Origin of the sequence: Streptomyces sp. PsTaAH-137, from assembly GCF_003259365.1 — a bacterium.
Lineage (GTDB): Bacteria > Actinomycetota > Actinomycetes > Streptomycetales > Streptomycetaceae > Streptomyces.
Genome location: NZ_QLLY01000001.1, coordinates 777465 through 800562, shown reverse-complemented (window position 1 = coordinate 800562; position 23098 = coordinate 777465). Strand labels below are relative to the sequence as shown.

Genomic DNA, 23098 nt, shown 5'->3' with positions numbered 1-23098 from the left:
ACGGGGCCGGGGGCCGACAGCGGTCCCCTACACCTCGGACGGTGTTCCGGCCGGGGCGGTGTCCTTGCGCGTCACGGAGAGGTGGACCACCAGGCCGAGGATGACGGCGAGGAACAGCACGCTGGTGACCACGGTGCCCAGGCCCAGGCCGCCGTCACCGGTGGGCTGGGAGAGCCAGTCGCCCGTCGAGGCGCCGAGAGGCCGGGTGAGGATGTACGCGATCCAGAAGCTCCACACCGCGTTCAGCCCGAGCGCGAAGTGGCTGACGGCGACGGCGCCGATGACGGCGGCGAAGACCAGGACGGAGGTGAGATAGCCCAGCGCCATGCGTTCGGCGACCAGGTCGCCGGCGGCGGTGCCCAGGGCGAAGGTGAACAGGACGGCGAGCCAGTAGAACGCCTCACGGCCGGTGGTGTCGATGCTGTGGATGGACAGCGTCTTCTCGCGGCCGTACCAGATGAGGAAACAGGCCACCAGGAGCACGGCGAAGACCGCGGTGCTCAGTTCCAGCGGCACGCCCATGTTATCGGTCAGGTTGTCGCTGATGAGCGTCCCCACGACGCTGATGAGGGCGACGGCGAGCCAATAGACGCCGGGACGGTACGCGCGGCCGCGGAACTGCACCACGAGGACCAGTGCCAGCAGACAACTCATCAGCGCGGAGACACCGGTGAGACCGAGCCCGGCGTCCTGCGCGAGCAGGTCCGCCGCCGTCTCGCCCACGGTCGTGCAGAGGATCTTGATGATCCAGAAGTAGGCGGTGATCTCCGGGACCTTGTTCCGGCGGGCCCGGTGGCCGTCGCGTGCGGCTTCTTGGGATACGGCGGAGGACGCCGTTCGGGAGGATTCCTGTGTCATGGCCCGACCGTGCCAGCGACAACCTGTACGCATCCTGACCGTCCGGCCCGTCCGCCCGCTTCGGAACGGCGGCATGTCCAGGATGGCGTGATGGACCTGATCGCCCGGCCATCTGCCCCCGCCGTCGTCCATCGCGGCGTCACGTGGCTGCGCGGACGGCTGGGCCGCGCCGTCGTCGCGTCGTACGCGCTGGCTCTGCTCGTGCCCTGGCCCGGTCTGTGGCTGCGCCGGCCGCACATGCTCGGGGAACTCACCGTGCAGGTGCCGCCGGTACTGCTGGGCGTGCTGTTGTTCGCCGGTGGTTTCCAGGTACGTGTGCGGGCCCTGGTAGGTCTGGCGCGCAGGCCGCTGGCGCTGGTGGCCGCACTGGCCCTGCACTGTGCGCTTCCGCTCGTCCTCATCCCCTTGCTGGTCCTGCTGCTGCGCGGCACCCCGGACGCCGATCACGGCAGCGGCATCGTCACGGCGATGGTGATGATCGTGACCATGCCGGTGGCGGCCAACGCCACCGTGTGGACGGCCAAGGGCGACGGTGACCAGCCGTCCATGGTGGCCGCGGTCCTGGGCACCACGCTGCTCAGTCCCGTGACCACTCCACTGGTCATTCGGGCCCTGACCCTGCTGGTGCACGGCACCTACGCTCATACGCTGTCGACCGCCGCCGCGTTGAGCCACGGCGGTTTCGCGCTGACCGGCATCGTCGCGCCCTGCGCGGCGGGTGTGTGCTGCCGCCTCGCGCTGTGCGCGGCCCGGGCGGACACCCTGGAGGCGGGCATCAGCCTGCTGGCGCTGCTGGCTTCGCCGGTCACCACGTACCTGAACGCCAGTGGCGCGCTGGGGGAATGCCTCTCGCATCCGCGTCCGCTGCTGCTGTGTGCCGCGGTGACGGCGGCGGTGGGAGTGTGCGGGAGCGCCTTCGCGCTGGGGCGTGCGGCCGGCGCCGTCCTGCGCCTGGAGCGCGGCAGGTGTTCCTCTCTCGCGCTGGCCTGCGGGATGAGCAACAGCAGTGCGGGGGCCGTGCTGATCACTGCCGCGATGCCGGAGAAGCCGTATCTGCTGATGCCCGTGCTCGCGTACGGGCTGGTGCAGAAGACCTTCGCCGGGCTCGTGGTCCGCCGGTCCCGCCCGAGCTCGCCGCTCTAGGGCGAGGCGACCCCGGGTAGTTGAACAGGGTCTCCACCACGACCGCTCCCCCGAACAGCAGGCCGGTGGAGGTGGCGATCCCGGTGGCGATGGCGGGGACGGCGCCGGGCAACTGGTGGCGGAGCAGGATCCGGCGTGGCGGCAGGCCGTCGAAGTGCGCGGCCTCGACGTGCGGGGTGGCCGCCTGGTCGGCGAGGGCGCCGCGCACGACGCGGCTGTTCCAGCCGGTCTGCGGAATCACCAGCGCCAGGACCGCCATGATCAGCATGGTCCAGGTCGCCGGTCGGCCGTCGCCGCCGGTCACGGTGACCGCGGGCAGCCAGCCCGTCCACTGGGACAGGACCAGCAACAGCAGGCCCGAGACGCATCGGAGTCGGTCTCCTGCGCGGCCTCGACGACACCAGGAGCGGCTTCCGCATCACGCTGATCGGCTACTGGGCCGTCGGACTGCCCCTCGCCTGGCTCCTCGCCCACGTCCTGAACCTGGAGACGCTCGGAATCTGGCTCGGCCTGCTCAGCGGTCTCGCCGCGACGGCGCTGCTGCTCCTGCGCCGCTACGACTCCGCACTCGCCGCGCGACCCCTCGATGCGGCGGCCGCACCGGCCTGACCCCGGGCCGGCCGGGCCGCAGCGCCTGAGGAGGTCAGCCGCCCCGTACGGCGACGGCCGCGTACTCCACGTACTCGTGCAGACCGTAGGCGAGGGCCACCGTGCCCAGCGCGGCGAGGGCCAGCGTCGTCGCCATCGCGGCTCCTCTGCGGCGGGTCCGGCCCGTCGGTGACGACGGTGCGGGCCCCAGCAGAGCCTCGACCCTCCGGGGCACCGGTCCGCGCGCCGCCGACAGCAGGGGGTAGCTCCCCGTGCCGTGGGACGACCTCGCCAGTGCGGCCCGCGCGATCGCCGCGGCAGCGGCCTTCCTGTCCCCCACGGCCTCGGCGGCCGCTTCGTCCGCCCACCGCTCCAGGTGGAAGGAGAGCGATGCGCGCACGGAGCGCAGCGCGGGGTGCACCACGGCGGCGAGGTCGACGACGGCCGACAGCAGGTGATGCCGTCCTGTCAGATGCGCCCGCTCGTGTGCCATCAGCGCGTCGCGCTCGGTCCGCTTCAGCGTCCGCAGCGTGCCCGCTGTCACGACCACCCGACCGGCTCGGCCCCGGTACCCGGGCAGGGCGAAGGCGTCGACGTCGTTTCCGGCGATCACCAGAAGGTCCCCGTCGCCCGTACCCTGACCGGCTGCCCGCCAGGCGTGCCTGAGCAGTGAGCGCTGCTGGAACCAGCGCCTCAGCAGGAGCACCAGCTGGGCGCTCATCGCCAGTCCGGCCGCGGCGGCGAAAGGCACCACGGCGGGCCACACGTCCAGCACACGGTGCAGGGGCACCTGCTCCAGCGAGGCGAGGAAGGGCACATGGAAGAGCCCGATCAAGGCGGCCACCGTGCCACCGGCCAGCAGCACCGTCGCTCCCGTCAGCGCCCAGCAGGCCTCGCGCGGCGGCAGCGTCCCGGCCAGGCGCCGGGCGAGCAGCGCTCCGCCCCAGGGGACGGCGAGCGCCAGCACGACGAGGACGAGTACGTACGTCACTCGGTCTCGTCCTTCCCCTCGGCCTCCAGAAGCAGGCGGCGCAGGGTCTCCTCGTCCCCTTCCGACAGGGACGTCACGAACCTTTTCAGGACCAGGTCACGGCGTGGTTCGCTCTCCAGCTCGCGGTGCATGCGGCCGGCGGCGAGGCCCGGCGCGTCCGCCACCGGCTCGTAGGCGAAGCCCCGCCCCGACGGAACGCGGCGCAGCGTGCCCTTCTCGTACAACCGGCCCAAGATGGTCGCCATCGTCGTCCGCGCGAGCCCGGTGCCGAGCGCGTCGTTGACCTGATGCGCGGTCAGCGGCTCGCCCGCCGCCCACAGCGCCGCCAGCACGTCCGCGACCAGCTCGCCGTGGGGACGCCGTTCATCCTGACGCTTCTTCGCCACCTCTGTCCTTCCCCTCGTCCCCCACCGCTCTGTGCCCGACGAGCCAGACGAAAAGGAGCCTTTTACTTAGGTTAGCCTTTCTTCATGCTCAAGCGTTCGATCTCTTCCTCTCGACCGACCACCGTCCCCGCCCGCCGACGTGGTGCAGCGGCGGGCGCTCTCGCCGCTGCCGTGGCCCTCGTGGTCGCGGGCTGCTCGTCCGGCTCGGACGACACGGGCAGCGGTGACGCCGCGACGGTGGCCAAGGGCACCTTCCCCGCCAAGGTCTCCACCAAGTTCGGCGACGTCACGGTGAAGGAGCAGCCCAAGCGTGTGGTGGCCCTGGGCTGGGGCGACGCGGAGACCGCTCTGGCCCTCGGCGTGCAGCCGGTCGGCGCCAGCGACTGGCTGGCCTTCGGCGGCGACGGCGTCGGCCCCTGGGCCAAGGGGAAGTACGACAAGAGCCCGAAGAAGATCGGCACCCTGGAGCCCGAGTACGAGAAGATCGCGGCCCTGCAGCCCGATCTCATCCTCGACACCAAGTCGAGCGGCGACCAGAAGCGCTACGACACGCTCAGCAAGATCGCGCCCACGGTCGGCGTGCCCAAGGGCGGCGACCAGTACCTGACCGACTGGCAGGACCAGACGGAGATGGTCGCCGACGCGCTCGGCCTGCACGACAAGGGGCAGCAGCTCATCGCCAGGACCAAGGCGAAGTTCGCCACCGCGGTCAAGGAGCACCCCGAGTTCAAGGGGAAGACGGTGACGTCGGGCTCGCTGAGCGGCGAGGGCTTCAACGCCTACGTCAAGGGCAGCGGGCGCGTCGACTTCCTGGAGCGGCTCGGGTTCAAGAACAACCCCTGGGTCGAACAGCAGGGCGGCAAGGGATTCTTCGTCAGCGTCGCCCGCGAGAACGTCAACAAGCTCGACGCGGACCTGCTGATCATGGAGCCCATCGAGACCTCGGCCTCCGAGATCAAGAACGACGCCCTGTACAAAAAGATCCCGGCCGTCCAGGCGGGGCACGACGTGGTCTTCGGCCTGAAGTCCGCCGAGGCCAACGCCTTCGCCACGGACTCCGTGCTGTCGGTGAACTACGTGCTGGACAACGTCGTGCCCGAGTTCGCGAAGGCGCTGAAGAACTGACGGATCCGACCATCCGTCGCACAGACACCCTGCGGGGCCGCACCGATCGGTGCGGCCCCGCTTTTTTGTCCCCCGCTCCGCTCAGCCGGGAACTCGGCACGCCGATTGGACGTCTACAGTTAAGTAGACCGACTACAGTGAAGTAGACGCCGGGTCGTGGCGTCCACCGGTCGCGCGGCGCTCGCCTGCCGTCCGACGGCCCTCCGCGAAAGGACTCCGTGTGTTCTGGTGCCCCGATGTGTGCGCTGTCGCCGCTCCTCATCCCCTCGCAGTGAACGTCCTGGACGCCAGTTCCCTGCTGGCCGCGTTCGGGGCGCTCGGAGTCGCCTTCGTCCTGTTCGCGGAGACCGGCCTGCTGATCGGGTTCTTCCTGCCCGGCGACTCGCTCCTGTTCACCGCGGGGCTTCTGTGCGTGTCCGGCGGCTCCGGGGTCCACCTGTCGCTTCCGCAGGTGCTGGTCGCGTCGGTCGCCGGTGCGCTGCTGGGCGCCCAGGCCGGTTACTGGATCGGACGGCGGGGCGGGCGGACCCTGCTCGCGCGCAGCCGCTCGAAACGACTGCAAGAAGGCGCCGAGCGTGCCGAAGAACTCCTCGCCCGGTACGGGCACGCGAAAGCGATCGTCCTGGCACGCTTCGTCCCCGTCGTGCGCACCGTGCTGAACCCGCTCGCCGGCGCTCTGGGGGTGCCCGCCCGCACCTTCGCGCTCTGGCAGGTCGTCGGCGGGGCCGTGTGGACCGTGGGTCTGGTGCTCGCCGGATACGCGCTCGGGTCCTCCGTGCCCGACGTGGACCGGTATCTCCTGCCCATGGTCGGGCTGATCGTGGCGGTTTCCCTCATCCCGCTGGGCCTGGAGATTCTCCGCAGCCGCAGAAGCCGGGCGGCCTCCGCACCGCCCGCCGGTGACGAGCGGTGAGTACGCGTCCCGCGCCTCCTCCCGCGCCCTCGGCCGAGGTCGAACCGCGAAGGTGGCAGCCTGCCGGCCTGCCGTGGGCGGGAGGAGTGGCGACCCTGCTCCTGGCGCTTCTCGTCTCCGCGGTACTCGTCTCCAGCGACGGGCTCGTGGCCGGGGACGCGGTTCTGCACACGTGGCCCCTAAGCCACCGGCCGCCCACGGCGGAGTCGATCGCCAGGGCGGTCACCGACAGCGGCACCTTCGTCTGGCCCTACCTGATCACCTTCCTGGCCGGAGCCCTGACCGGCGCCGCCTGGCGAACGCGCCTGATCCGGGGCGCGGCGGGTCTCGCCGTGCTCCTCGTGGGACAGGCGCTCCGGGCGGTCGCGATGATTCTCGTCGCCCGTCCCCGGCCGCCACGCTCGGACTGGGCCACGCACGCCTCGGGCTTCTCCCTGCCCTCCGGGCACACCACCACGTCCGCCCTCACCGCGGGGGTGGTCTGCTGGGCGCTGGCCCGCAGCCTGCACCACACCTTGGCCCGCTGCCTGCGCGTGCTCGCCGTCGCGTGGGCGATCTGCGTGGCCCTGACCCGTGTCTACTTGGGCGTGCACTGGATGAGCGACATCATCGCCGGCTGGCTCTTCGCCGCCGCCTACCTGGCTTTCGTGATCCCGACCCTCGCCCCGCTGGAACAGAGAACCGCCGCCCCGGCGAGGCCGTGACGGCCCGCGCCACCGCCCTGGTCACCCTCTCCGGCCGCTCCGGCCTGCCTCGTGCGCCACGTCGTGAGAGGTGCCCGCAACCGGGTACCCGGCCGCCATGCATACTCACGGTTCTCACGTACTGGCCGCTTCGAGCGGTCCCGGCCTGATCCTCATCGGCGTGGGTGTCGTCATCGTCCTGGCCCTCGTCCTCACCTTCGCGCTGGGCCGCCGTCGGACGACGCGCCGCTCCGAGATCACCACTCCCCCGGTCCCGCCCGGCCCGACCGGCGACCACGCGCGCCGCGGATCCGGCTGGCAGACCCCGCACGACGACCCCGACCAGGGCCACCCCCACCCCTGACACGCCGCGGTCATTCGCGGTGCTCGGCATGCGGACGACGATGTTTATTCGTAGGGTCGAGAGGCAGTCGCACACTGTGTGCTTGGGACAACAGGCGCGCTTCCAGGAGTACGGATCCACCCCCGGGGTGTTGATCGGCTCCTGGTCATCCTTGCCGACAGCAACGATGAGGGAGCGATCCTCGATGTCCACCGGTCACCCCCACCACGACGCTCCGCGGACGGAGCACACCTTCCGCCGCCTGGCCGCGACCTCCGACGGGCCCGAGCGCCACGCCCTCGTCGGGGAACTCGTGGAGGCCTGGCTGCCCATGGCCCACCGCATCGCCACCCGGTTCCGCAACAAGGGCGAGAACCTGGAGGACCTGAAGCAGATCGCGGCACTGGGTCTGGTCAAGGCCGTCGAACGGTACGAGCCCGGCCGCGGCGCGTTCGAGTCGTACGCCGTGCCGACCGTCACCGGAGAACTGCGCCGCCACTTCCGGGACCACAGCTGGGACGTGCACGTCCCCCGCCGCGTGCAGGACCTGCGCAACAAGGTCCGCTCCGCCCGCCGGGACCTGCAGGAGCATCCCGGGCAGCGGGAGGAACCCGCTCTGGAGGAGATCGCCGCGCGAGCCGGCCTGACCCTGCACGAGGTCCGCGACGGGATCGAGGCCCTGGAGTGCTACAGCAGTCTCTCGCTCGATGCCGAACTGGGCGGCTCCGACGACTCGTTCAGCCTGGCCGACACCCTCGGCCGGGTCGAAGGCGCCTATGACCTGATAGCCGACCGCGAGGCGGCCAAGGAAGGCCTGCGCAGCCTCCCGGAGCGGGAGCGGGAGATCCTCTACCTGCGTTACTTCGAGGACATGACCCAGGCCCGCATAGCGGAGCGGATCGGATGCTCGCAGATGCACATCTCACGCCTCATCACCCGCAGCTGCGAGAAGGTCCGTGCCTACGCCGACCACGGCACCAGGGCGGTCCAGCAGGCCGCCTGACCCCGACGCCCCCTCGCACGAAAGGAAACACCATGCCCGCAGGAGCGAACCGCAAGAGGGAACGCCAGTACGAGCACGTCAAGGAGAGCGCGAAGAAGCGCGGCGAGTCCACGAAGCGGGCCGAGGAGATCGCCGCACGCACCGTCAACAAGGAGCGGGCCCGCAGCGGCGAGTCCCGCACCGCGAGCCGCACCTCCACCGAGGACCCCAAGTCGGCGTCGCAGCGCGGAGGCGAACGGTCCCACAAGGGAGCGCAGGGCCGCACCAAGGACCAGCTCTACGCCGAGGCGAAGCGCAAGGACGTCAAGGGCCGCTCGTCGATGAACAAGGCGGAGCTGGCCAGGGCCGTCGGTCACTGAACCGCATGCGACAGCCGTTCTCGATCCCGTATGCGTGTGACCGTGGATCGTCAGGGGGCCCGGCGTCAGCGATCCGGACGAAGGAGGTCGCCGTGAGCGAGGAGAACGGCCTGCGGGCCTATCACGACAAGCGGAACTTCGACCGCACACGGGAACCGCACGGCGAGCACCGGGAAGCGGACGAGACCGGCGACGCGCACGACCGGCCCGTGTTCGTCGTCCAGATCCACGACGCGAGCACGCTGCACTTCGACTTCCGCCTGGAGGTCGACGGCGTGCTCAGATCCTGGTCCGTGCCCAAAGGGCCCTCCAGCGACCCGCAGGACAAGAGGCTCGCCATCCCCACCGAGGACCACCCGTTGTCGTACCAGGACTTCGAAGGGGTGATCCCGGACGGTGAGTACGGGGGCGGCACCGTGATCGTCTGGGACACCGGCACGTACCGGCCCACCAGCCACGACAAGCACGGCCGGCCGGTGCCGTTCGGCGACGCCCTCGACAGCGGGCACGCCACCTTCGAGCTGCACGGCGACAAACTGCACGGCGAGTACGCCCTCACCCGCTTCCACAGCCGCGAGGAGAAGTCCGGCGCCGCCTCGGCGAAGCCGACCTGGCTCCTGGTGCACACCGGGTCCGGGCACCACGGTGACGGCACGCCCGATCCGCGGCGCGCCCGGTCGGTCCGCAGCGGGCGCACCCTGCGCCAGGTCGCCGATGAGGCGGAGGCAGGTGAGCGGGGATGACCGGCCTGCTGGACGCCCTGCCGTCCGAGTTGGAACGCCGCCTCTCCCCCGCCGCTCCCGGCGTGCAACTGGCGGAGTCCCCGATGCTGGCGACGCTCAGCGACCGCCGCGAGTTCCCCGCAGGCTGGATCTTCGAGCGGAAACTCGACGGCATCCGGGTCCTCGCCGTCCGCGAGAACGGCAAGGTGACGCTGCGTTCCCGCTCCGGGCGGAAGATCGACACCACCTATCCGGAGATCGTCGACGCCCTCGCCGCGCAGGACTGCGCGGACTTCACCATCGACGGCGAGATGGTGGCGTACGCGCACGGCCGTACGGACTTCGGGCGGCTCCAGCAGCGCATGGGGCTGACCCGGCCCGCGGACGTGGCGCGCAGCGACGTGGCGGTGACGTACTACGCCTTCGACCTGCTGCGGCTCGACGGCACCGATCTGCGCCGGCTGCCGCTGCGCACCCGTAAGTCACTCCTGCGGAACGCGCTGGCCTTCGGAGCGCCCCTGCGGCTGACCACCCACCGCAACGCGGGCGGTCCCGAACTGCTCGCCGACGCCTGTGCGCGCGGCTGGGAAGGGCTCATCGCCAAACGCGCCGACAGCCTGTACCAAGGACGGCGCTCCGACGCCTGGCTCAAGCTGAAGTGCTCCCAGGGCCAGGAGTTCGTGGTCGGCGGCTTCACCGAGCCGACCGGCAGCAGGAAGGGCATCGGCGCCCTGCTGATCGGCTACTACGCGGACGGCCGACTGCGGTACGCGGGCAAGGTCGGCACCGGCTTCGACCAGAAGACCCTGGCCGAACTGCGAGGCAGGCTCGACGAACTGCGGGTGGACACCTCGCCGTTCGACGGGCGCGTCGCCCAGCCCACCGCCCACTGGACCCGGCCCCGTCTCGTGGCGCAGGTCGCCTTCTCCGAGTGGACGCGCGACGGCCTGCTGCGCCACCCCCGCTACCAGGGGCTGCGTGACGACAAGAAGCCGGACGACGTGGTCAGGGAGCGGGCGGAGTCATGACCGGACCGAAGGACGTCATGCGGGTCCTGCTGCGTGAGTACGGCCGGACCTACGCCGCCGAGGCGGGCATCCGGCTCAAGGACACGCCCCAGCCGCTGTACCGGACCCTGGTGCTCGCGAGCCTGCTCGGCGCCCGGATCCGGGCCTCGATCGCCGTTGCGACGGCACGCGCGCTGTACGACGCGGGGCTGCGCGGCCCGCGCCGCATGGCGGACGCCACCTGGCAGCAGCGCGTGGACGCGCTCGGCGACGGCGGATACCGCCGCTACGACGAGCGTACGGCCACCCAACTCGGCGACGGGGCGCAGCTGTTGCTCGACGACGTCGGCGGGGATCTGCGACGGATGCGCGAGCAGGCGGACGGCGATGTCGACGCGTTGCGCGCGTCGCTGCGCCGCACCCCGGGTCTCGGCCCGGCCGGTGTCGACATCTTCCTGCGCGAGGTGCAGGACGTCTGGCCCGAGTACGCCCCGTTCCTGGACGCGAAGGCCCTCCAGGGCGCCGAACGCCTCGGACTCCCCGAGCAACCCGCCGCGCTCGTCCGCCTCGCGGAGGACGCCTCGCCCGCACGGCTGGCCGCGGCGCTCGTTCGCGCGGCGCTGGACCGGCGGGTGGCGGACGACTGTCTGGCCCGGGCCGGCCGACGACCCGCAGACTGACAGAAGGAGGTGCCGCCCGATGACCCCGACCCAGTCGCTGCGGATCGGCCGCCGCACGCTGACACTGCACCGGCAGGACAAGACGCTGCTGCCCGCGGACGAGACCGGCGACCCGATCACCAAGGGGGATCTCGTCGGGTACTACCGGGAGATCGCCCCGTACATGCTGCCGCATCTGCGCGGACGCCCGTTGATGCTGGAACGTCTTCCCGACGGTCTCGACGGTTCCCGCATCATGCAGAAGAACGTCCCCTCGTACTTCCCGGACTGGGTGCACCGCGTGAAGGTGCCCAAGGAGGGCGGCAGCGTCGTGCACCCGGTCTGCGAGGACACGGCGACGCTGGTGTATCTCGCGGACCAGGCGGCCGTCACCCTGCACCGCTGGCAGTCGAAGGCTTCGGACATCCGGCGGCCGGACCGGGTGGTGTTCGACCTCGATCCCTCCGGGGACGACGATTTCGAGGCCGTCCGCGCGGCCGCCCGTCAGGTGCGGGAACTCCTGGACAGCATCGGTCTCGCCTCGGGGGCGATGACCACGGGTTCGCGCGGACTGCACGTCGTGGCGGTCCTCAGGGGCGGGCCCACCTTCGACGACGTCCATGACTTCTCCAAGGAGGCGGCCGACACCCTGGCCGCGGCCCACCCCGGCCAACTCACCACCGCCGCGCGCAAGGCGGACCGGGGCACCCGGCTGTATCTGGACGTGCAGCGCAACGCGTACGCGCAGACGGCGGTCGTCCCGTACACGGTGCGCGCCAAGCCGGGCGCACCCGTGGCCACACCGATCTCCTGGGACCAGCTCGACGACCCCGGACTCACGGCGCGGCGCTGGACCGTCCACGACGCCCTCGACCAGGCCCGAACCAACCCCTGGGGTGATCTGGCCCGCAAAGGACGGGCGCTGGGGCCGGCCCGCGACGCACTGCGGGAGCTGAAGGACGAGCGTCGCAGTGGTGGCGGGTCCAATTGATCTGGTGGCTCAGCCGTGCGCCGGGGACCAGGGGGTCCGGTCCGGGCAACGGGTCCCGAGCGCGTGGTCCACAGCGCCGACGCCGGGCGCCGCGCCCTTCTCCAGCAGTGCGTCCGCCGCCGCCAACGCCTCGGCTACGGTGCGACACGCAGTGACCACGCACAAGGTGTAGGTCACGTCCTCGAGTGCGAGCACGGTTCTGTCGTCGGGGCACTGCTCGTGCGCGAAACGCGCCACGGCGTACCGCGCGAGCAGTGCGCGCACAGCTGAGGGCGATGGAGTGATCATGGATGCTCCAGGGAAACAGGCGACACCTGCATCAGGTGTGGCAGTCGTACTCGTGAACGCCTGTGGTCCCAAGCGAGCACCCGAGTGCCCCGAACCTCCATGGTCAAACAGAGGGATCCGCCGCGCGACCCGGGCCGCGGCTACGAGGCCCGGGTGTGCAGGTGCTCCAGGGCGTTCAGGACGACGACCCGCCGGTACCAGGAGAGCCACACCGCGAGTTCCCCGGCCAGCGCTTCCAGTGCCGTCCCCTGCGCCTCGGTGAGCCGCTGTCCCGGCCGGCGGTGGTGAACGGTGATGACACCCACACCGGCGCGGCTCTCGTCGAGGGCCGGCACACCCAGCAGGGCGCGGCTGCCCGCGGCGAGTGCCGCCCGGCCCGCCGGAGACGTGCCCACGTTCAGGTCGGTGGCGAGGTCGGGCACGTGCACGGTCTGGGCCTTGGAGTGCACCAGCACCGGCAGGGACAGCGGGTCCTTCACTTCGGCGACCTCGTTGCGGTACGCCGCCTCAAGACCGGTGTGGCCCTCCAGGATCAGCGCCTTGCCCAACGCCGCGTAAGGCAGGTGCACTTCGCCGGCGTCCGCGTCGGCCGATGTCGTCGCCCGGGCCACCACGGCCCGCAGGACCTGCTTGAAGTCGCCCGCGTCCAGGTCCTTTCCGGCGAGGAGGGCCAGGTGCGGGGCGGCGTTCTCGTCCCGGCCCGTCAGACCGGGGAACCATGCCCGCCCGGGGGCCGGCGGGGCGGCCGTGACCAGTTCCGCGGAGAGGATCCGCACCGGCACGTTGTGGTGCTGGGAGGCCACGCGGAGCAGGTCGAACGCAGCGGACGGGGAACGCAGCCCGTAGCGTTCGAGCACGATTCCCTGCGCCATGCCGATCACTTCCCTGCTGCGGGACTTGGATGTCAGCCCGAACACCTGCTGTTGGAGGTCGGCGAGCCCCTCCCGGCTCAGCTCGGGTCCGTTCGTCCCCGTCAACGCCCGGACCACGGCGGAGGGAAGCTCCGGCAGGGCCGCGAGAGCCGCCTCGACGGTCGTGAAGACCTGCGGTCCGGGCTCCGTCGACGTGCCGAGCGCCGCCCGTGCCGCCGTGGGCGCCGCCACCAGCAGCACGGTGCGCCGGGCACCGGGACGCAGATGTGCCGCCAGGGCGCGGGCGGCCGCGGCGCCCATCAGCCGGGCCGCCGTCAGATCCAGCACCAGCCGCTCCTCGGCGTGGTGCAGCCGATCGAGGAAGGGCTCGACCAGAGCCTCGACGCTCACCGCGTCGAAGTCTCCGGACAGGCGCACGAGCCGCACGGGGACCGTCTCCACCCAGCGGGCCGTCGCCTCGGGCATTCGCGTCACGCCACGACCTCGCGGGGGTGTGTGGCGCGGCCGGAGGCCGTGCGCGGAAGGTGCCGGGGCAGGAGTGCGGTGGTCGCGAGGCCCAGCCAGGTGTGTCGGTCGTACATGCCCATGCCTCTCCATCACGAGCGCGGTGGCTCTCGGGGAAATGGCGGACACACGAGGCGGCATGACGCAGACACCACCGAACGGAACGGAGACCCGGGCATGGCGCTGCGCAGCCGGTGACGGTGTCAGCCTGCTGTCAACGAGCACCTGTTTTGCCCAAGCGCTGCGGCCTTCGATCTTACGGGACCGCGACGACCGTCCGCTCCCAGGTGAGAGCCTCGCCCGGCGGGGCGACACGCACGCGGAACAATCCGGCAGAACGGGTCGAAGGGCATGGGACAGTGCGTTCCCAAAGCCGGATGCCGGGCACGCCTTTGTGGGTCGTGCCGCTCTCCACCGTCGACGGGTGGGAGGTGGTCGCGTTGGCCTTCCTGCTGCTGGCGCAGGGGTACGCGCGTCCGTCGTACATCGACCCCTCTCTGGTGCCGGCGCTGCTCGGCCCCGTCGGCACCCTCGTGCACGTCCGGCTGCTCGCCGACGATCTGCCCGGTGGCGTCTTCAGCGGGTCGAAGGCGGTGCACCCGTACCGCCGCCCTTCCTTCGAGATGCGCGGCGACCTAGTTGCCGAGGGTCACCAGCGCCCCGGTGAAGGGGAGTTCCAGCGTCGAGCGGCCCAGCGGCGCCGCGACACACACCGCGACCGTCACCACCACGGACGCCGCCACACACATGCGGGTCGGCCGTCCTGGTGCTCGCCGTGCTGGGGCTGGCGCCGGCCGCCCTGTTCAGCCGGTTCACCCGGCTTCTCCACGGCTGCCGCCGAACGTGACGACCGCGCTCGCGCCGCACGGCCGTGCGGGGTGCGCCGGGGTGCGTCAGGGTGGGAGGGAGACGAGCGGGCCGTGTGTGTGACCGGGCTGTCTGGGAACACGCGCACGAACGGCCGCGCTCCGGCGACAGCGCCCACCGTGACGACGCAGACCCGTCCCGTTCTTGGAGCAGTGATGACCACGTCCGACGACACCGGCGCCCGCGCACTCGACGACGACGAGCTGCGCGCGGTGGACGCCCACTGGCGTGCGGCGAACTACCTGGCCGCGGGGCAGATCTACCTGATGTCCGACCCCCTGCTGCGCGAACCGCTGCGCCCCGAGCACATCAAGCCGCGACTGCTCGGGCACTGGGGCACCTCGCCCGGCCTGAACCTCGTGTACACCCACCTCAACCGGGTGATCAAGCGGCGGGACCTCGACGCGCTGTGCGTGTGGGGGCCCGGCCACGGCGGGCCGTCGGTGCTGGCCAACGCGTGGCTCGAGGGCAGTTACAGCGAGATCTATCCGGACGTGAGTCGGGACGGGGCGGGGATGGCCCGTCTGTTCAAGCAGTTCTCGTTCCCCGGCGGCGTGCCCAGCCATGTGGCGCCCGAGGTCCCGGGATCCATTCACGAGGGCGGTGAGCTGGGGTATTCGCTGGCGCACGCCTACGGGGCCGCGTTCGACCATCCGGAGCTGCTGGTCGCCTGCGTGGTGGGCGACGGCGAGGCGGAGACGGGCCCGCTGGCGGCGTCCTGGCACTCGGGCCGGTTCCTCGACCCCGTGCACGACGGGGCCGTCCTGCCGATCCTGCACCTCAACGGCTACAAGATCGCCAATCCGACGGTGCTGGCCCGTATGGAGCGCGACGAGCTCGACGCGCTGCTGCGCGGTTACGGGCATCAGCCGCTGTACGTGGAGGGCGACGACCCGGCGCAGGTGCACCAGGACATGGCGGCCGCCCTCGACCGGGCCCTCGACCTGATCGCGGAAGGCCAGCGGGCGGCCAGGGCCGGTGAGGCCACCACGCCCGTACGCCGCCCGATGATCGTGCTGCGCACGCCCAAGGGGTGGACCGGCCCCGACGAGGTCGATGGGCTGCCGGTGGAGAACACCTGGCGCGCCCACCAGGTGCCGCTTCCGGGCGTCCGCGAGAACCCGGAGCACCTCGCGCAACTGGAGAGCTGGCTGCGCTCGTACCGGCCCGAGGAGCTGTTCGACGCCGACGGCCGCCCGACCCCCGACGTACTGGCCTGCGTTCCGGACGGGGCGCGGCGGCTGGGCTCCTCGTCCTATGCCAACGGCGGCGTGCGCCTGCGGGCCCTGCCGCTGCCGCCGCTCGACGAGTTCGCGGTGCCGGTCGACAAGCCGGGAGCGACGCAGAACGCCCCGACCGAGGTGCTGGGCGAGCTGCTCGCCCGGATCATGGCCGACACGGCGCAGGAGCGGAACTTCCGGCTGGTCGGCCCGGACGAGACGGCCTCCAACCGGCTCCAGGCGGTGTACGGGGCCAGCGGCAAGGCCTGGCAGGAGCGCGTGCTGCCGGTCGACGAGAACCTGGACCCGCACGGGCGGGTCATGGAAGTGCTGTCCGAGCACCTGTGCCAGGGCTGGCTGGAGGGCTATCTGCTCACCGGCCGACACGGGCTGTTCTCGTGCTACGAAGCGTTCGTCCACATCGTCGACTCCATGGTCAACCAGCACATCAAGTGGCTGAAGACGTCGCAGGAGCTGCCGTGGCGGGCGCCCATCGCCTCGCTCAACTACCTGCTGACCTCACATGTGTGGCGCCAGGACCACAACGGGTTCTCGCACCAGGACCCCGGCTTCGTCGACCACGTCCTCAACAAGAGTCCGCACATCGTCCGGGTGTATCTACCGCCGGACGCCAACACCCTGCTCGCCGTCGCCGACCGGGCGCTGCGCAGCCGCGACCACGTCAACGTGATCGTGGCCGGGAAGAACCCCGGCCCCGACTGGCTCTCCCTGGACGAGGCACGCGCCCACTGCGCCCGTGGCGCCGGCGTGTGGGAGTGGGCGGGCAGCGAGCACGGCGGTGAGCCCGACGTGGTCCTCGCCTGCGCGGGCGACGTGCCCACCCAGGAGATCCTGGCCGCGGCCCAGTTGCTGCGCAGGCACCTGCCCGACCTCGCGGTGCGGGTCGTCAACGTCGTCGACATGACCACGCTGCTGCCCGCCGAGGAACACCCGCACGGGATGAGCGAAGCCGAGTACGACGGCCTGTTCACGCGCGACAAGCCGGTCATCTTCGGCTACCACGGCTACCCGTGGCTGATCCACCGGCTCGCCTACCGCCGCGCCGGGCACGCGAACCTGCATGTGCGCGGCTACAAGGAGTCCGGCACCACGACCACTCCGTTCGACATGGTCGTCCGCAACGACCTCGACCGGTTCCGGCTCGTCATGGACGTCATCGACCGCGTGCCGGGCCTCGCCGTCTCCGCGGCGCCGGTCCGCCAGCGCATGGCCGACGCCCGGACCCGTCACCACAGCTGGATCCGCGAGCACGGCACCGACCTGCCGGAGATCGCGGAGTGGCGGTGGGCGGACTGAACCGCCGCACCCCGACGACGACTTCCCACACCTTCCCCACGAAACCGCGGACTTGGAGGAGACGATGGTCGACATCGGCTACACGATGATGACCGAGCAGGCCGGACCGCGCGAGCTGGTCCGGCACGTGGCGGCCGCGGAGGACGCCGGTTTCGACTTCTCCGTCACCTCCGACCACTACTTCCCCTGGCTGGAGGAGCAGGGCCACTCCCCCTACGCGTGGGCCGTCCTCGGCGCCGCCGCCCAGGCGACGTCCCGGATTCCGCTGATGACGTACGTGACCTGCCCGACGACGCGGTACCACCCGGCGGTAGTGGCACAGAAGGCCGCCACGCTGCAACTGCTCTCCGAGGGCCGGTTCCGTCTCGGTCTCGGATCCGGCGAGAGCCTCAACGAGCATGTGGTGGGGGGCGGTTGGCCGTCACCTGCGGTCCGTCTGGAGAAGCTGGGCGAGGCCGTCGAGATCATCCGCGCGCTGCTCGACGGCGAGGAACTGACCCGTCACGGGCGCCACTTCGACGTCGACCGGGCCCGGCTGTGGGATCTGCCCGACACCCGCGTGCCGATCGGCGTCGCGGTCTCAGGACCCGCCTCGTGCGCGCTCGCGGGCCGTCTCGGGGACCTGGTCATCGCCACGGAGCCCCAGCGCGAGCTGCTCGACGCCTTCGACCGCGCGGGCGGCTCCGGCAAACCGCGCGTCGGTCAACTCCCCGTCTGTTACGACCCGGACCGGGCGACCGCCGTCGCCCGCGCGCACGAGCAGTTCCGCTGGTCCGTCGGCGGCTGGCGGGTCAACTCCGAGCTGCCGCATCCCGCCTCGTTCGCCCAGGCGACCGAGCTGGTCTCCCCCGAGGACGTCGCCGAGTCCGTGCCGTGCGGCAGCGACGTGGACGAGTTCGTCGAGGCCGTACGTCCGTACGCCGAGGCGGGCTTCACGGAGATCGCGCTGGTGCAGATCGGCGGCGACCACCAGGACGCCTTCCTCACCTGGGCGCAGAAGGAACTGCTGCCCGCCCTGCGCACCGCCCTCTGACCCCGCCAGACAAGGAGATCAACATGACCAGCCCGACGGCCGACGGCGCTTCCGTCACCGTGACCCTGACCGACTGCACTCCGGAGGACGCCCGTTCCGTCCTCACCCGACTGACGTCCCGGTTCCCCGACCGGTCGGGCACCGCGAACGCCCCGTCCGGCGAGGAGCACCCCACGGTGTGGACGGCGGAGCTCGACATCGGCGGCGACGCGCCCGCCTCGTCGCCCCATGCGACGATCGGCGGCCCGGTGTCGGTGACCGCGCAGGGCGCGCCCCACGACGTGTCCACGCTCCGCGCGGCGCTTACCGAGGACTTCGGTGTCGAGGACGCAGGGACGGCGTCCGGGGACCAGGAACGCGAGAGCCAGTTCGTGCTCGTGCCCCGGTAGCCCCTGCGGGGGACCGCTCTGGTCGTCACCCTGCCCTCAGCACAGGGCCAGTCCGGCCGTGCGCAGGACCCTCTCCCCCGCGTCCACCGCGAACACCTCGCACCCCTCCAACGACGCGGCCCACTCGATGCCCTCGGTGCCCATCGCGAAGGCGGCGGTCGCGACCGCGTCCGCCTCGGTGAGGGTGGGGGCCATGACGGTGAGGCTGAGAAGGTCCGTCGCCGGGCGGCCCGTGCGGCCGTCGACGATGTGGTCGCCGCGCTCGTACCGGCCGGAGGTCGCGACCGTCCCGTCGGTCAACTCCAGCGTGGCGCACAGCTTGTCGGCCTGTCGCGGGTGACGTACCCCGACCCGCCAGGGCCCGCCGGAGGCGACCACGTCACCGCCGGCGTTGAGGCAGAACCGTCGCGCGCCGGCCGCCCTCAACAGGTCGGCGGCCCGCTGCATCGACCAGCCCTTGACCACTGCGCACGGGTCGAACGCGCGCCCTGGCAGCCGTACGTCGAACGCGCCGTCGGTGGCCAGGCGGTAGTGCTCGCACAGGTCGAGCACCTCCACGAGGTCGGCGCTCAGTTCGTGCAGCAGCAGCTCGCCGCGGCCGTGGCGCGACACCTCGCTGTCGGGTTTGAAGGGGCTGAAGCGTTCGTCGACCTCGCGCAGCCAGGCGAAGACCGCGTCGCCCGCCCGCTCCGGTACGTCCTCGTCGTCGACGCGCAGCGAGACGGGGAACCCCATGACGTGCTCGACCCGGCGCATCGTCAGGCGCCCTTCGCGTCGATGGCCGCCTGGAGGGACTCCTTGTAGGCGTCGCTGGTGATCGTCGCGCCGGTGACCGTGTCGACGTCCGCGCTCTGCGCCTGGAGGGTCGCCGCGACCAGTTTCGGCACCGCCGCCGTGGTCTGCGGGTGGTTCGGCTGCTGGAGCAGCTTCACGGCCGTGATCTCGTCGCCCTCGAAGGTCACCTGGACCTGCACCGGGCCCTTCTCCGTGGTGACGGTCGTGCCCTTGACCACCTCGGTGGAGGCCGAACCCTCGGTGGCACCGGACGTGGTCGGTGTCGGTGCGGCGGTGGACTGCGTGGTGCCGACGGACGGCTCGTAGCGCCAGACGGAGATCAGGCCCACGAGGCTGAAGGCCACGACGGGTATGACTCGCTTCACGTGGTGTCCTCGTCTGCCTCAGCCGGCCAGGCTGAAGCGCTCGAAGTGGATCTGCTGCTTGGGGACGCCGAGGTCGTCGAGGGTGCGGAGCACCGCGGTCATCATCGGCGGCGGCCCGCACAGGAACACGTCCCGCTCGGCGATGTCCGGCACCAGCGCGGCCAGCGCGTGCGGTGCCAGGCGGTCGGGCACGGGCGGGCCGGTCACCAGGTGCACGTCGGAGCCCTTGGCGTGGGCGAGGTCGCGCAGTTCGTCGTGGAGGACGGCGTCGCGCTCCGAGCCGACCCGGTGGATGACGACCGCGTGGCCGTCGAGGTCCTCCAGGAGCGCGCGGATCGGGGTGACGCCGACGCCGCCCGCGATGAGGACCGCGTCGGCGCGCGTGCGGTGCAGGGTGGTGAAGGCACCGTAGGGGCCCTCGGCGAAGACCCGCGTGCCGACCTTGAGATGGCGCAGGGCCGCGCTGCCCTCGCCGGCCGCCTTGGCGGTCAGGCGCAGGCTTCGGCCGTCGGGGGCGGCGGACAGGGAGAAGGGGTTCGCCTGCCACCAGCGGTCCTTGGTGAGGAAGCGCCACAGGAAGAACTGGCCCGCCCGCGCGGGCAGCTTGTCGAGGTCGCGGCCGGTGATGTGGACTGAGACCACGCTGTCGGACTCGGCGACGACCGCCGACACCCGGAACCGGTGCCGCTGGTTGCGCCACAGCGGCAGGACGACACGGCCGACGAGGACGGCGCCCAGGGCCGCGCCCCACACTCCGTACCAGTACGCCGTCGCGACGGACGACGAGGTGAACGTCGTACCGACCGCGACCTGGTGGGTGAAGGCGAGCACCACGGCGACATAGGCGTACAGGTGGATGAAGTGCCAGGTCTCGTAGGCGAGACGGCGGCGGGCGGAGCGGGCGGAGACCGCGCCGATGACGAGGATGAGGCAGAACGCGACGATCGCGCGCAGGACGCCCTGTGTCGTCTCCGCGAGGTCGACGATTTCACCGATCGGGCCGACGCCCGCGCCGTCGGCGTAGCCGAAGCCAATGAACACGACGTGCGCGAGCAGCGTCCACAGGAGGGCGAAGCCGGTCCAGCGGTGCCAACCGGTGAGCCGGTCCATGCCGATGCGGCGGTCGAGCCAGGGCAGGCGGGCGACGAGGACCAGTTGGAACGCCATGACGAGCGCGGCGTACAGACCGGCGAGCCGGCCGAGGACGATCAGGGCGTTGGAGGCGAAGCCGGCCTGGACGAAGAACCAGGCGACCACGGCCGCGTTCGCGGCGAGCACCGCGTACAGACCCGTACGCGCCACCGCCCTGGGGCGTATCGCCGTGGAGGGCGCAGGGGCTGTGGGGACGATCGTCACGGGACGGCAGCTCCTTGATCCGGTGTCGGGACTCCAGGTTCACCGGCGGAAGCTGTCGACAACCTGTCGGACTGCTGACAAGTCCTTATCAATGTGCCTGCTGTGTGAGCCGGAGCACAGGGTTCGGCCTGCGCGGTGACGCACTATGGCCGGGTGGAAAAAGTGCGCCTCCTGGTCGTCGACGACGACCCGCCGATAGCCGACCTCGTCGCGACCGTCGCCCGTTACGAGGGCTGGGACGCCGTCACCGCGAACACGGGTGAGGACGCGCTCCGGCTGGCCGGTGAGTTCGCCCCGGACATCGTGGTGCTCGACCTGATGCTGCCGGGCATCGACGGCTTCGGCGTCATGGAGCGGCTGCGCCGCTCGGGCACGATGGTGCCGGTGGTCTTCCTGACCGCCCGGGACGGTGTCGCCGACCGGGTGGCGGGGCTGACCCGGGGCGGCGACGACTATCTGGTCAAGCCGTTCGCGGTGGAGGAGCTGATGGCGCGGCTGCGCACCGTGCTCCGGCGCAGCGCGGGGCCGAACTTCCAGCGCTCCGTGCTCCGGGTCGGCGAGCTGTCGATGGACGAGGACACGCACGAGGTCCGCCACGGCACGCACACGCTCACCCTCACACCCACCGAGTACGAGGTGCTGCGCTTCCTGATGCGCAAGTCGCCGACCGTCATGACGAAGGCGCAGATCCTCGACCACGTGTGGGAGTACGGCTTCGGGGGCCGCTCGAACGTCGTGGAGCTGGTCGTCAGCCGTCTGCGCCGCAAGCTGGTCGACACGGGTGGCACGGGCGTGCCGCTGATCCAGACGGTGCGGGGTTTCGGTTATGTCATCCGGCAGGCACCGGAGTGAGGCGCGTGCTCGGACGGCTGCGCCGGGCGTTCCGGCGGCTGCGCCTCGGCACCCGCCTCGCGCTGGGTCTCGGCGCGCTGTCCCTGGTGGTGTTCGCCGTGGTCGGCGCGGCGCTGACCACGTACATGCGGGACTATCTGACGCACCAGCTCGACGACCAGCTCGGACTGGCCCAGGTCGCCCAGTCGAAGAGCATTGCCGAGACGGGCACGCTCCAGGGCAAGAAGTACTACCGCTGGTACTACGCGGTCTACGACGTCTCGGGCGGCAGCCCGGAGCTGCGGTCGCCGGAGGAGTCCGGTGATCTGCCCCGGGACATCGCCCCCTTCGCGTCGCTGGCCGAGAGGCAGTTGTCCGCGGGCACCGAGGTGCTGCGCACGGTACGGCTCGCGGACAAGGGCAAGTACCGGCTGCGGGCGTGTGCGGTGAAGCCGGGTGTGGTCCTGGTGAGCGCCGCGCCGACGGACGACGTCGACGACACGATGGGGCGGCTGATCGGCTTCCAGGTCGTCGCCTTCGGCCTCGCGCTCGCGGTGCTCGTGGAGTGCGGCCGGCGGATGCTGCGCCGGGGGCTGAACCCGCTCAGCGACATGGCGCACACCGCGCACGGCATCGCCTCGCACGACCTGAGCGAGTCGGCGGCCCGGCTGCCGATCCGCGCCGACGAGCGGGGCGGCGGCCCGGAGGTCGAGGAGTTGCGCACGGCCTTCAACACCATGCTGGAGCACATCGACGACTCCCTCGCGGTCCGCGCGGAGGCGGAGCGGCGCCTGCGCCGCTTCGTCGCCGACGCCTCGCACGAGTTGCGCACCCCGCTGATGTCGGTCCGGGGCTACGCGGACCTCTTCCAGTACGCCGCCGCCAACGCGCCCGGGGAACGCGAAAGGCACCTGGCGCGGCTGCGCGCCGAGGCGGCCCGGATGGGGGTGCTCCTGGACGATCTGCTGCTGCTCGCCCGGCTGGACGCGCCCGAGGTGGACGCGCCGCTCAGCCCGCAGGACGCGGATCTCGGGCCGGTGGTCGAGGACGCGGTCGCGGCCTTCCGGGCGGGGCACCCGGACCGGTCCCTGACGCTGGTGTCGCGGCCGGGTCCGCTGGTCCTGCGCATGGATCCGCACCGTGTCCGGCAGGTCCTGGACAACCTGCTCACGAACGCGGCCGTGCACACACCGGCCGGGACGCCCGTCTTGGTGGAGGTGACACGGGGTCAGGACGCGGCCGTAGTACGGGTCGAGGACGCCGGGCCCGGCATCCCCGCGGTCGACCGGCCGAAGATCTTCGACCGCTTCTACCGTGTCGACAAGGCCCGCACCCGGGACCGCGGCGGCAGCGGCCTGGGTCTGTCGGTCGCCCGTTCGCTGGTCGACGCCCACGACGGCTCGATCACCCTCGACAGCGAGCCGGGCGCGACGCGCTTCACGGTGACGCTGCCGCTGCGCGGCGGGCCCGGACCGGCCTGACACCTCCCG

General features: G+C 71.7%; 24 protein-coding genes and 2 pseudogenes. 17 read left to right on the top strand and 9 right to left on the bottom strand.

Translation table 11 applies throughout. From position 1 onward, the window contains the following. Positions 1–27: 27 nt before the first annotated feature. Positions 28–858 carry a hypothetical protein gene (locus K377_RS03515; protein ID WP_111661568.1) on the bottom strand — a complete coding sequence of 277 codons (831 nt, stop codon included), beginning with the start codon at positions 856–858 and terminating at the stop codon, positions 28–30. 90 nt (positions 859–948) lie between these two features. On the opposite strand from K377_RS03515, the gene K377_RS03510 reads away from it, so the two are divergent. After that, complete coding sequence (locus K377_RS03510; protein WP_111661567.1) at positions 949–2001, top strand: sodium-dependent transporter; 1053 nt, start codon at positions 949–951, stop codon at positions 1999–2001. Positions 2002–2011: 10 nt separating this feature from the next. On the opposite strand, the pseudogene K377_RS03505 reads toward K377_RS03510, so the two are convergent. Further along, positions 2012–2365 (bottom strand): annotated as a pseudogene (locus K377_RS03505) (ABC transporter permease subunit); the annotation flags it as partial. On the opposite strand from K377_RS03505, the pseudogene K377_RS42125 reads away from it, so the two are divergent. Further along, a pseudogene (locus K377_RS42125) lies at positions 2362–2610 on the top strand (MATE family efflux transporter); the annotation flags it as partial. The pseudogenes K377_RS03505 and K377_RS42125 overlap by 4 nt on opposite strands. 34 nt (positions 2611–2644) lie before the next feature. Here K377_RS42125 and K377_RS03495 read toward each other — a convergent pair. Continuing rightward, entirely contained in the window at positions 2645–3580 is a 936-nt protein-coding gene (locus tag K377_RS03495) for a M56 family metallopeptidase (protein WP_111661566.1), read from the bottom strand. Continuing rightward, positions 3577–3966 carry a BlaI/MecI/CopY family transcriptional regulator gene (locus K377_RS03490; RefSeq protein ID WP_111661565.1) on the bottom strand — a complete coding sequence of 130 codons (390 nt, stop codon included), beginning with the start codon at positions 3964–3966 and terminating at the stop codon, positions 3577–3579. The genes K377_RS03495 and K377_RS03490 overlap by 4 nt, the downstream gene beginning before the upstream one ends. Positions 3967–4050: 84 nt before the next feature. Here K377_RS03490 and K377_RS03485 point away from each other — a divergent pair, with 84 nt between their 5' ends. The 10 genes from K377_RS03485 (at position 4051) to ligD (K377_RS03440) (ending at position 11771) form a co-directional block, all read left to right on the top strand. Then, positions 4051–5091, top strand: coding sequence for an iron-siderophore ABC transporter substrate-binding protein (locus K377_RS03485; protein ID WP_111661564.1), 1041 nt, complete (start codon positions 4051–4053; stop codon positions 5089–5091). Positions 5092–5362: 271 nt separating this feature from the next. Beyond that, a complete protein-coding gene (locus K377_RS03480; RefSeq protein ID WP_111661563.1) occupies positions 5363–6004 on the top strand; it encodes a DedA family protein in 642 nt (213 codons plus the stop codon). An 86-nt stretch (positions 6005–6090) separates the two neighbouring features. Then, positions 6091–6708 carry a phosphatase PAP2 family protein gene (locus K377_RS03475; RefSeq protein WP_111661562.1) on the top strand — a complete coding sequence of 206 codons (618 nt, stop codon included), beginning with the start codon at positions 6091–6093 and terminating at the stop codon, positions 6706–6708. Positions 6709–6805: 97 nt separating this feature from the next. Further along, complete coding sequence (locus K377_RS03470) at positions 6806–7051, top strand: DUF6479 family protein (protein ID WP_146614681.1); 246 nt, start codon at positions 6806–6808, stop codon at positions 7049–7051. 184 nt (positions 7052–7235) lie between these two features. Beyond that, entirely contained in the window at positions 7236–8033 is a 798-nt protein-coding gene (locus K377_RS03465) for a SigB/SigF/SigG family RNA polymerase sigma factor (RefSeq protein ID WP_111661560.1), read from the top strand. Between the two features lie 32 nt (positions 8034–8065). Beyond that, positions 8066–8392 (top strand): plasmid stabilization protein, encoded by a 327-nt coding sequence (locus K377_RS03460; RefSeq protein ID WP_111661559.1) that lies wholly within the window; start codon positions 8066–8068, stop codon positions 8390–8392. 92 nt (positions 8393–8484) lie between these two features. After that, complete coding sequence (locus K377_RS03455; protein ID WP_111661558.1) at positions 8485–9135, top strand: DNA polymerase ligase N-terminal domain-containing protein; 651 nt, start codon at positions 8485–8487, stop codon at positions 9133–9135. Continuing rightward, positions 9132–10142: a non-homologous end-joining DNA ligase gene (ligD, locus tag K377_RS03450; RefSeq protein ID WP_111661557.1), complete on the top strand. Its 1011-nt coding sequence runs from the start codon at positions 9132–9134 to the stop codon at positions 10140–10142. The genes K377_RS03455 and ligD (K377_RS03450) overlap by 4 nt, the downstream gene beginning before the upstream one ends. Beyond that, the gene (locus tag K377_RS03445) at positions 10139–10801 is read left to right on the top strand and encodes an endonuclease (RefSeq protein ID WP_111661556.1); all 663 of its coding nucleotides are present in this window, start codon (positions 10139–10141) and stop codon (positions 10799–10801) included. The genes ligD (K377_RS03450) and K377_RS03445 overlap by 4 nt, the downstream gene beginning before the upstream one ends. Positions 10802–10820: 19 nt before the next feature. After that, the gene (ligD, locus tag K377_RS03440; RefSeq protein ID WP_111661555.1) at positions 10821–11771 is read left to right on the top strand and encodes a non-homologous end-joining DNA ligase; all 951 of its coding nucleotides are present in this window, start codon (positions 10821–10823) and stop codon (positions 11769–11771) included. Between the two features lie 9 nt (positions 11772–11780). Here ligD (K377_RS03440) and K377_RS03435 read toward each other — a convergent pair whose 3' ends face one another. Beyond that, on the bottom strand, positions 11781–12059 hold the full coding sequence (locus tag K377_RS03435) for a DUF5133 domain-containing protein (RefSeq protein ID WP_111661554.1): 279 nt from the start codon (positions 12057–12059) through the stop codon (positions 11781–11783). 140 nt (positions 12060–12199) lie between these two features. Continuing rightward, the gene (locus K377_RS03430; RefSeq protein ID WP_111661553.1) at positions 12200–13396 is read right to left on the bottom strand and encodes an ANTAR domain-containing protein; all 1197 of its coding nucleotides are present in this window, start codon (positions 13394–13396) and stop codon (positions 12200–12202) included. Between the two features lie 1061 nt (positions 13397–14457). Between K377_RS03430 and K377_RS03425 the strand changes: the two genes are divergently transcribed. From K377_RS03425 to K377_RS03415, 3 genes are all read left to right on the top strand, one after another. Then, on the top strand, positions 14458–16839 hold the full coding sequence (locus tag K377_RS03425; RefSeq protein ID WP_111661552.1) for a phosphoketolase: 2382 nt from the start codon (positions 14458–14460) through the stop codon (positions 16837–16839). Between the two features lie 64 nt (positions 16840–16903). Next, a complete protein-coding gene (locus K377_RS03420) occupies positions 16904–17872 on the top strand; it encodes an LLM class F420-dependent oxidoreductase (RefSeq protein WP_111661551.1) in 969 nt (322 codons plus the stop codon). 23 nt (positions 17873–17895) lie between these two features. After that, positions 17896–18261, top strand: a complete 366-nt coding sequence (locus K377_RS03415; RefSeq protein WP_111661550.1) for a hypothetical protein — start codon at positions 17896–17898, stop codon at positions 18259–18261. Positions 18262–18297: 36 nt separating this feature from the next. Here K377_RS03415 and K377_RS03410 read toward each other — a convergent pair whose 3' ends face one another. From K377_RS03410 to K377_RS03400, 3 genes are read right to left on the bottom strand one after another with little or no spacing between them, the layout of a single operon-like run. Next, positions 18298–19017 carry an FAD:protein FMN transferase gene (locus tag K377_RS03410; RefSeq protein ID WP_111661549.1) on the bottom strand — a complete coding sequence of 240 codons (720 nt, stop codon included), beginning with the start codon at positions 19015–19017 and terminating at the stop codon, positions 18298–18300. A gap of 2 nt (positions 19018–19019) precedes the next feature. Continuing rightward, positions 19020–19421: an FMN-binding protein gene (locus K377_RS03405; RefSeq protein ID WP_111661548.1), complete on the bottom strand. Its 402-nt coding sequence runs from the start codon at positions 19419–19421 to the stop codon at positions 19020–19022. Positions 19422–19439: 18 nt separating this feature from the next. Beyond that, positions 19440–20777 (bottom strand): ferric reductase-like transmembrane domain-containing protein, encoded by a 1338-nt coding sequence (locus K377_RS03400; protein ID WP_111661547.1) that lies wholly within the window; start codon positions 20775–20777, stop codon positions 19440–19442. 153 nt (positions 20778–20930) lie between these two features. On the opposite strand from K377_RS03400, the gene K377_RS03395 reads away from it, so the two are divergent. Then, complete coding sequence (locus tag K377_RS03395) at positions 20931–21629, top strand: response regulator transcription factor (protein WP_111661648.1); 699 nt, start codon at positions 20931–20933, stop codon at positions 21627–21629. A gap of 5 nt (positions 21630–21634) precedes the next feature. Next, positions 21635–23089 (top strand): HAMP domain-containing sensor histidine kinase, encoded by a 1455-nt coding sequence (locus K377_RS03390; protein WP_111661546.1) that lies wholly within the window; start codon positions 21635–21637, stop codon positions 23087–23089. The last annotated feature ends 9 nt before the right edge of the window (positions 23090–23098 follow it).

Coding starts and splice junctions, on each gene's coding strand:
- ligD (WP_111661557.1), top strand. CDS start 9,132: ATGACCGGCCTGCTGGACGCCCTGCCGTCCGAGTTGGAACGCCGCCTC.
- K377_RS03510 (WP_111661567.1), top strand. CDS start 949: ATGGACCTGATCGCCCGGCCATCTGCCCCCGCCGTCGTCCATCGCGGC.
- K377_RS03415 (WP_111661550.1), top strand. CDS start 17,896: ATGACCAGCCCGACGGCCGACGGCGCTTCCGTCACCGTGACCCTGACC.
- K377_RS03430 (WP_111661553.1), bottom strand. CDS start 13,396: ATGCCCGAGGCGACGGCCCGCTGGGTGGAGACGGTCCCCGTGCGGCTC.
- K377_RS03485 (WP_111661564.1), top strand. CDS start 4,051: ATGCTCAAGCGTTCGATCTCTTCCTCTCGACCGACCACCGTCCCCGCC.
- K377_RS03445 (WP_111661556.1), top strand. CDS start 10,139: ATGACCGGACCGAAGGACGTCATGCGGGTCCTGCTGCGTGAGTACGGC.
- K377_RS03465 (WP_111661560.1), top strand. CDS start 7,236: ATGTCCACCGGTCACCCCCACCACGACGCTCCGCGGACGGAGCACACC.
- K377_RS03470 (WP_146614681.1), top strand. CDS start 6,806: ATGCATACTCACGGTTCTCACGTACTGGCCGCTTCGAGCGGTCCCGGC.
- K377_RS03410 (WP_111661549.1), bottom strand. CDS start 19,017: ATGCGCCGGGTCGAGCACGTCATGGGGTTCCCCGTCTCGCTGCGCGTC.
- K377_RS03425 (WP_111661552.1), top strand. CDS start 14,458: ATGACCACGTCCGACGACACCGGCGCCCGCGCACTCGACGACGACGAG.
- K377_RS03460 (WP_111661559.1), top strand. CDS start 8,066: ATGCCCGCAGGAGCGAACCGCAAGAGGGAACGCCAGTACGAGCACGTC.
- K377_RS03435 (WP_111661554.1), bottom strand. CDS start 12,059: ATGATCACTCCATCGCCCTCAGCTGTGCGCGCACTGCTCGCGCGGTAC.
- ligD (WP_111661555.1), top strand. CDS start 10,821: ATGACCCCGACCCAGTCGCTGCGGATCGGCCGCCGCACGCTGACACTG.
- K377_RS03515 (WP_111661568.1), bottom strand. CDS start 858: ATGACACAGGAATCCTCCCGAACGGCGTCCTCCGCCGTATCCCAAGAA.
- K377_RS03420 (WP_111661551.1), top strand. CDS start 16,904: ATGGTCGACATCGGCTACACGATGATGACCGAGCAGGCCGGACCGCGC.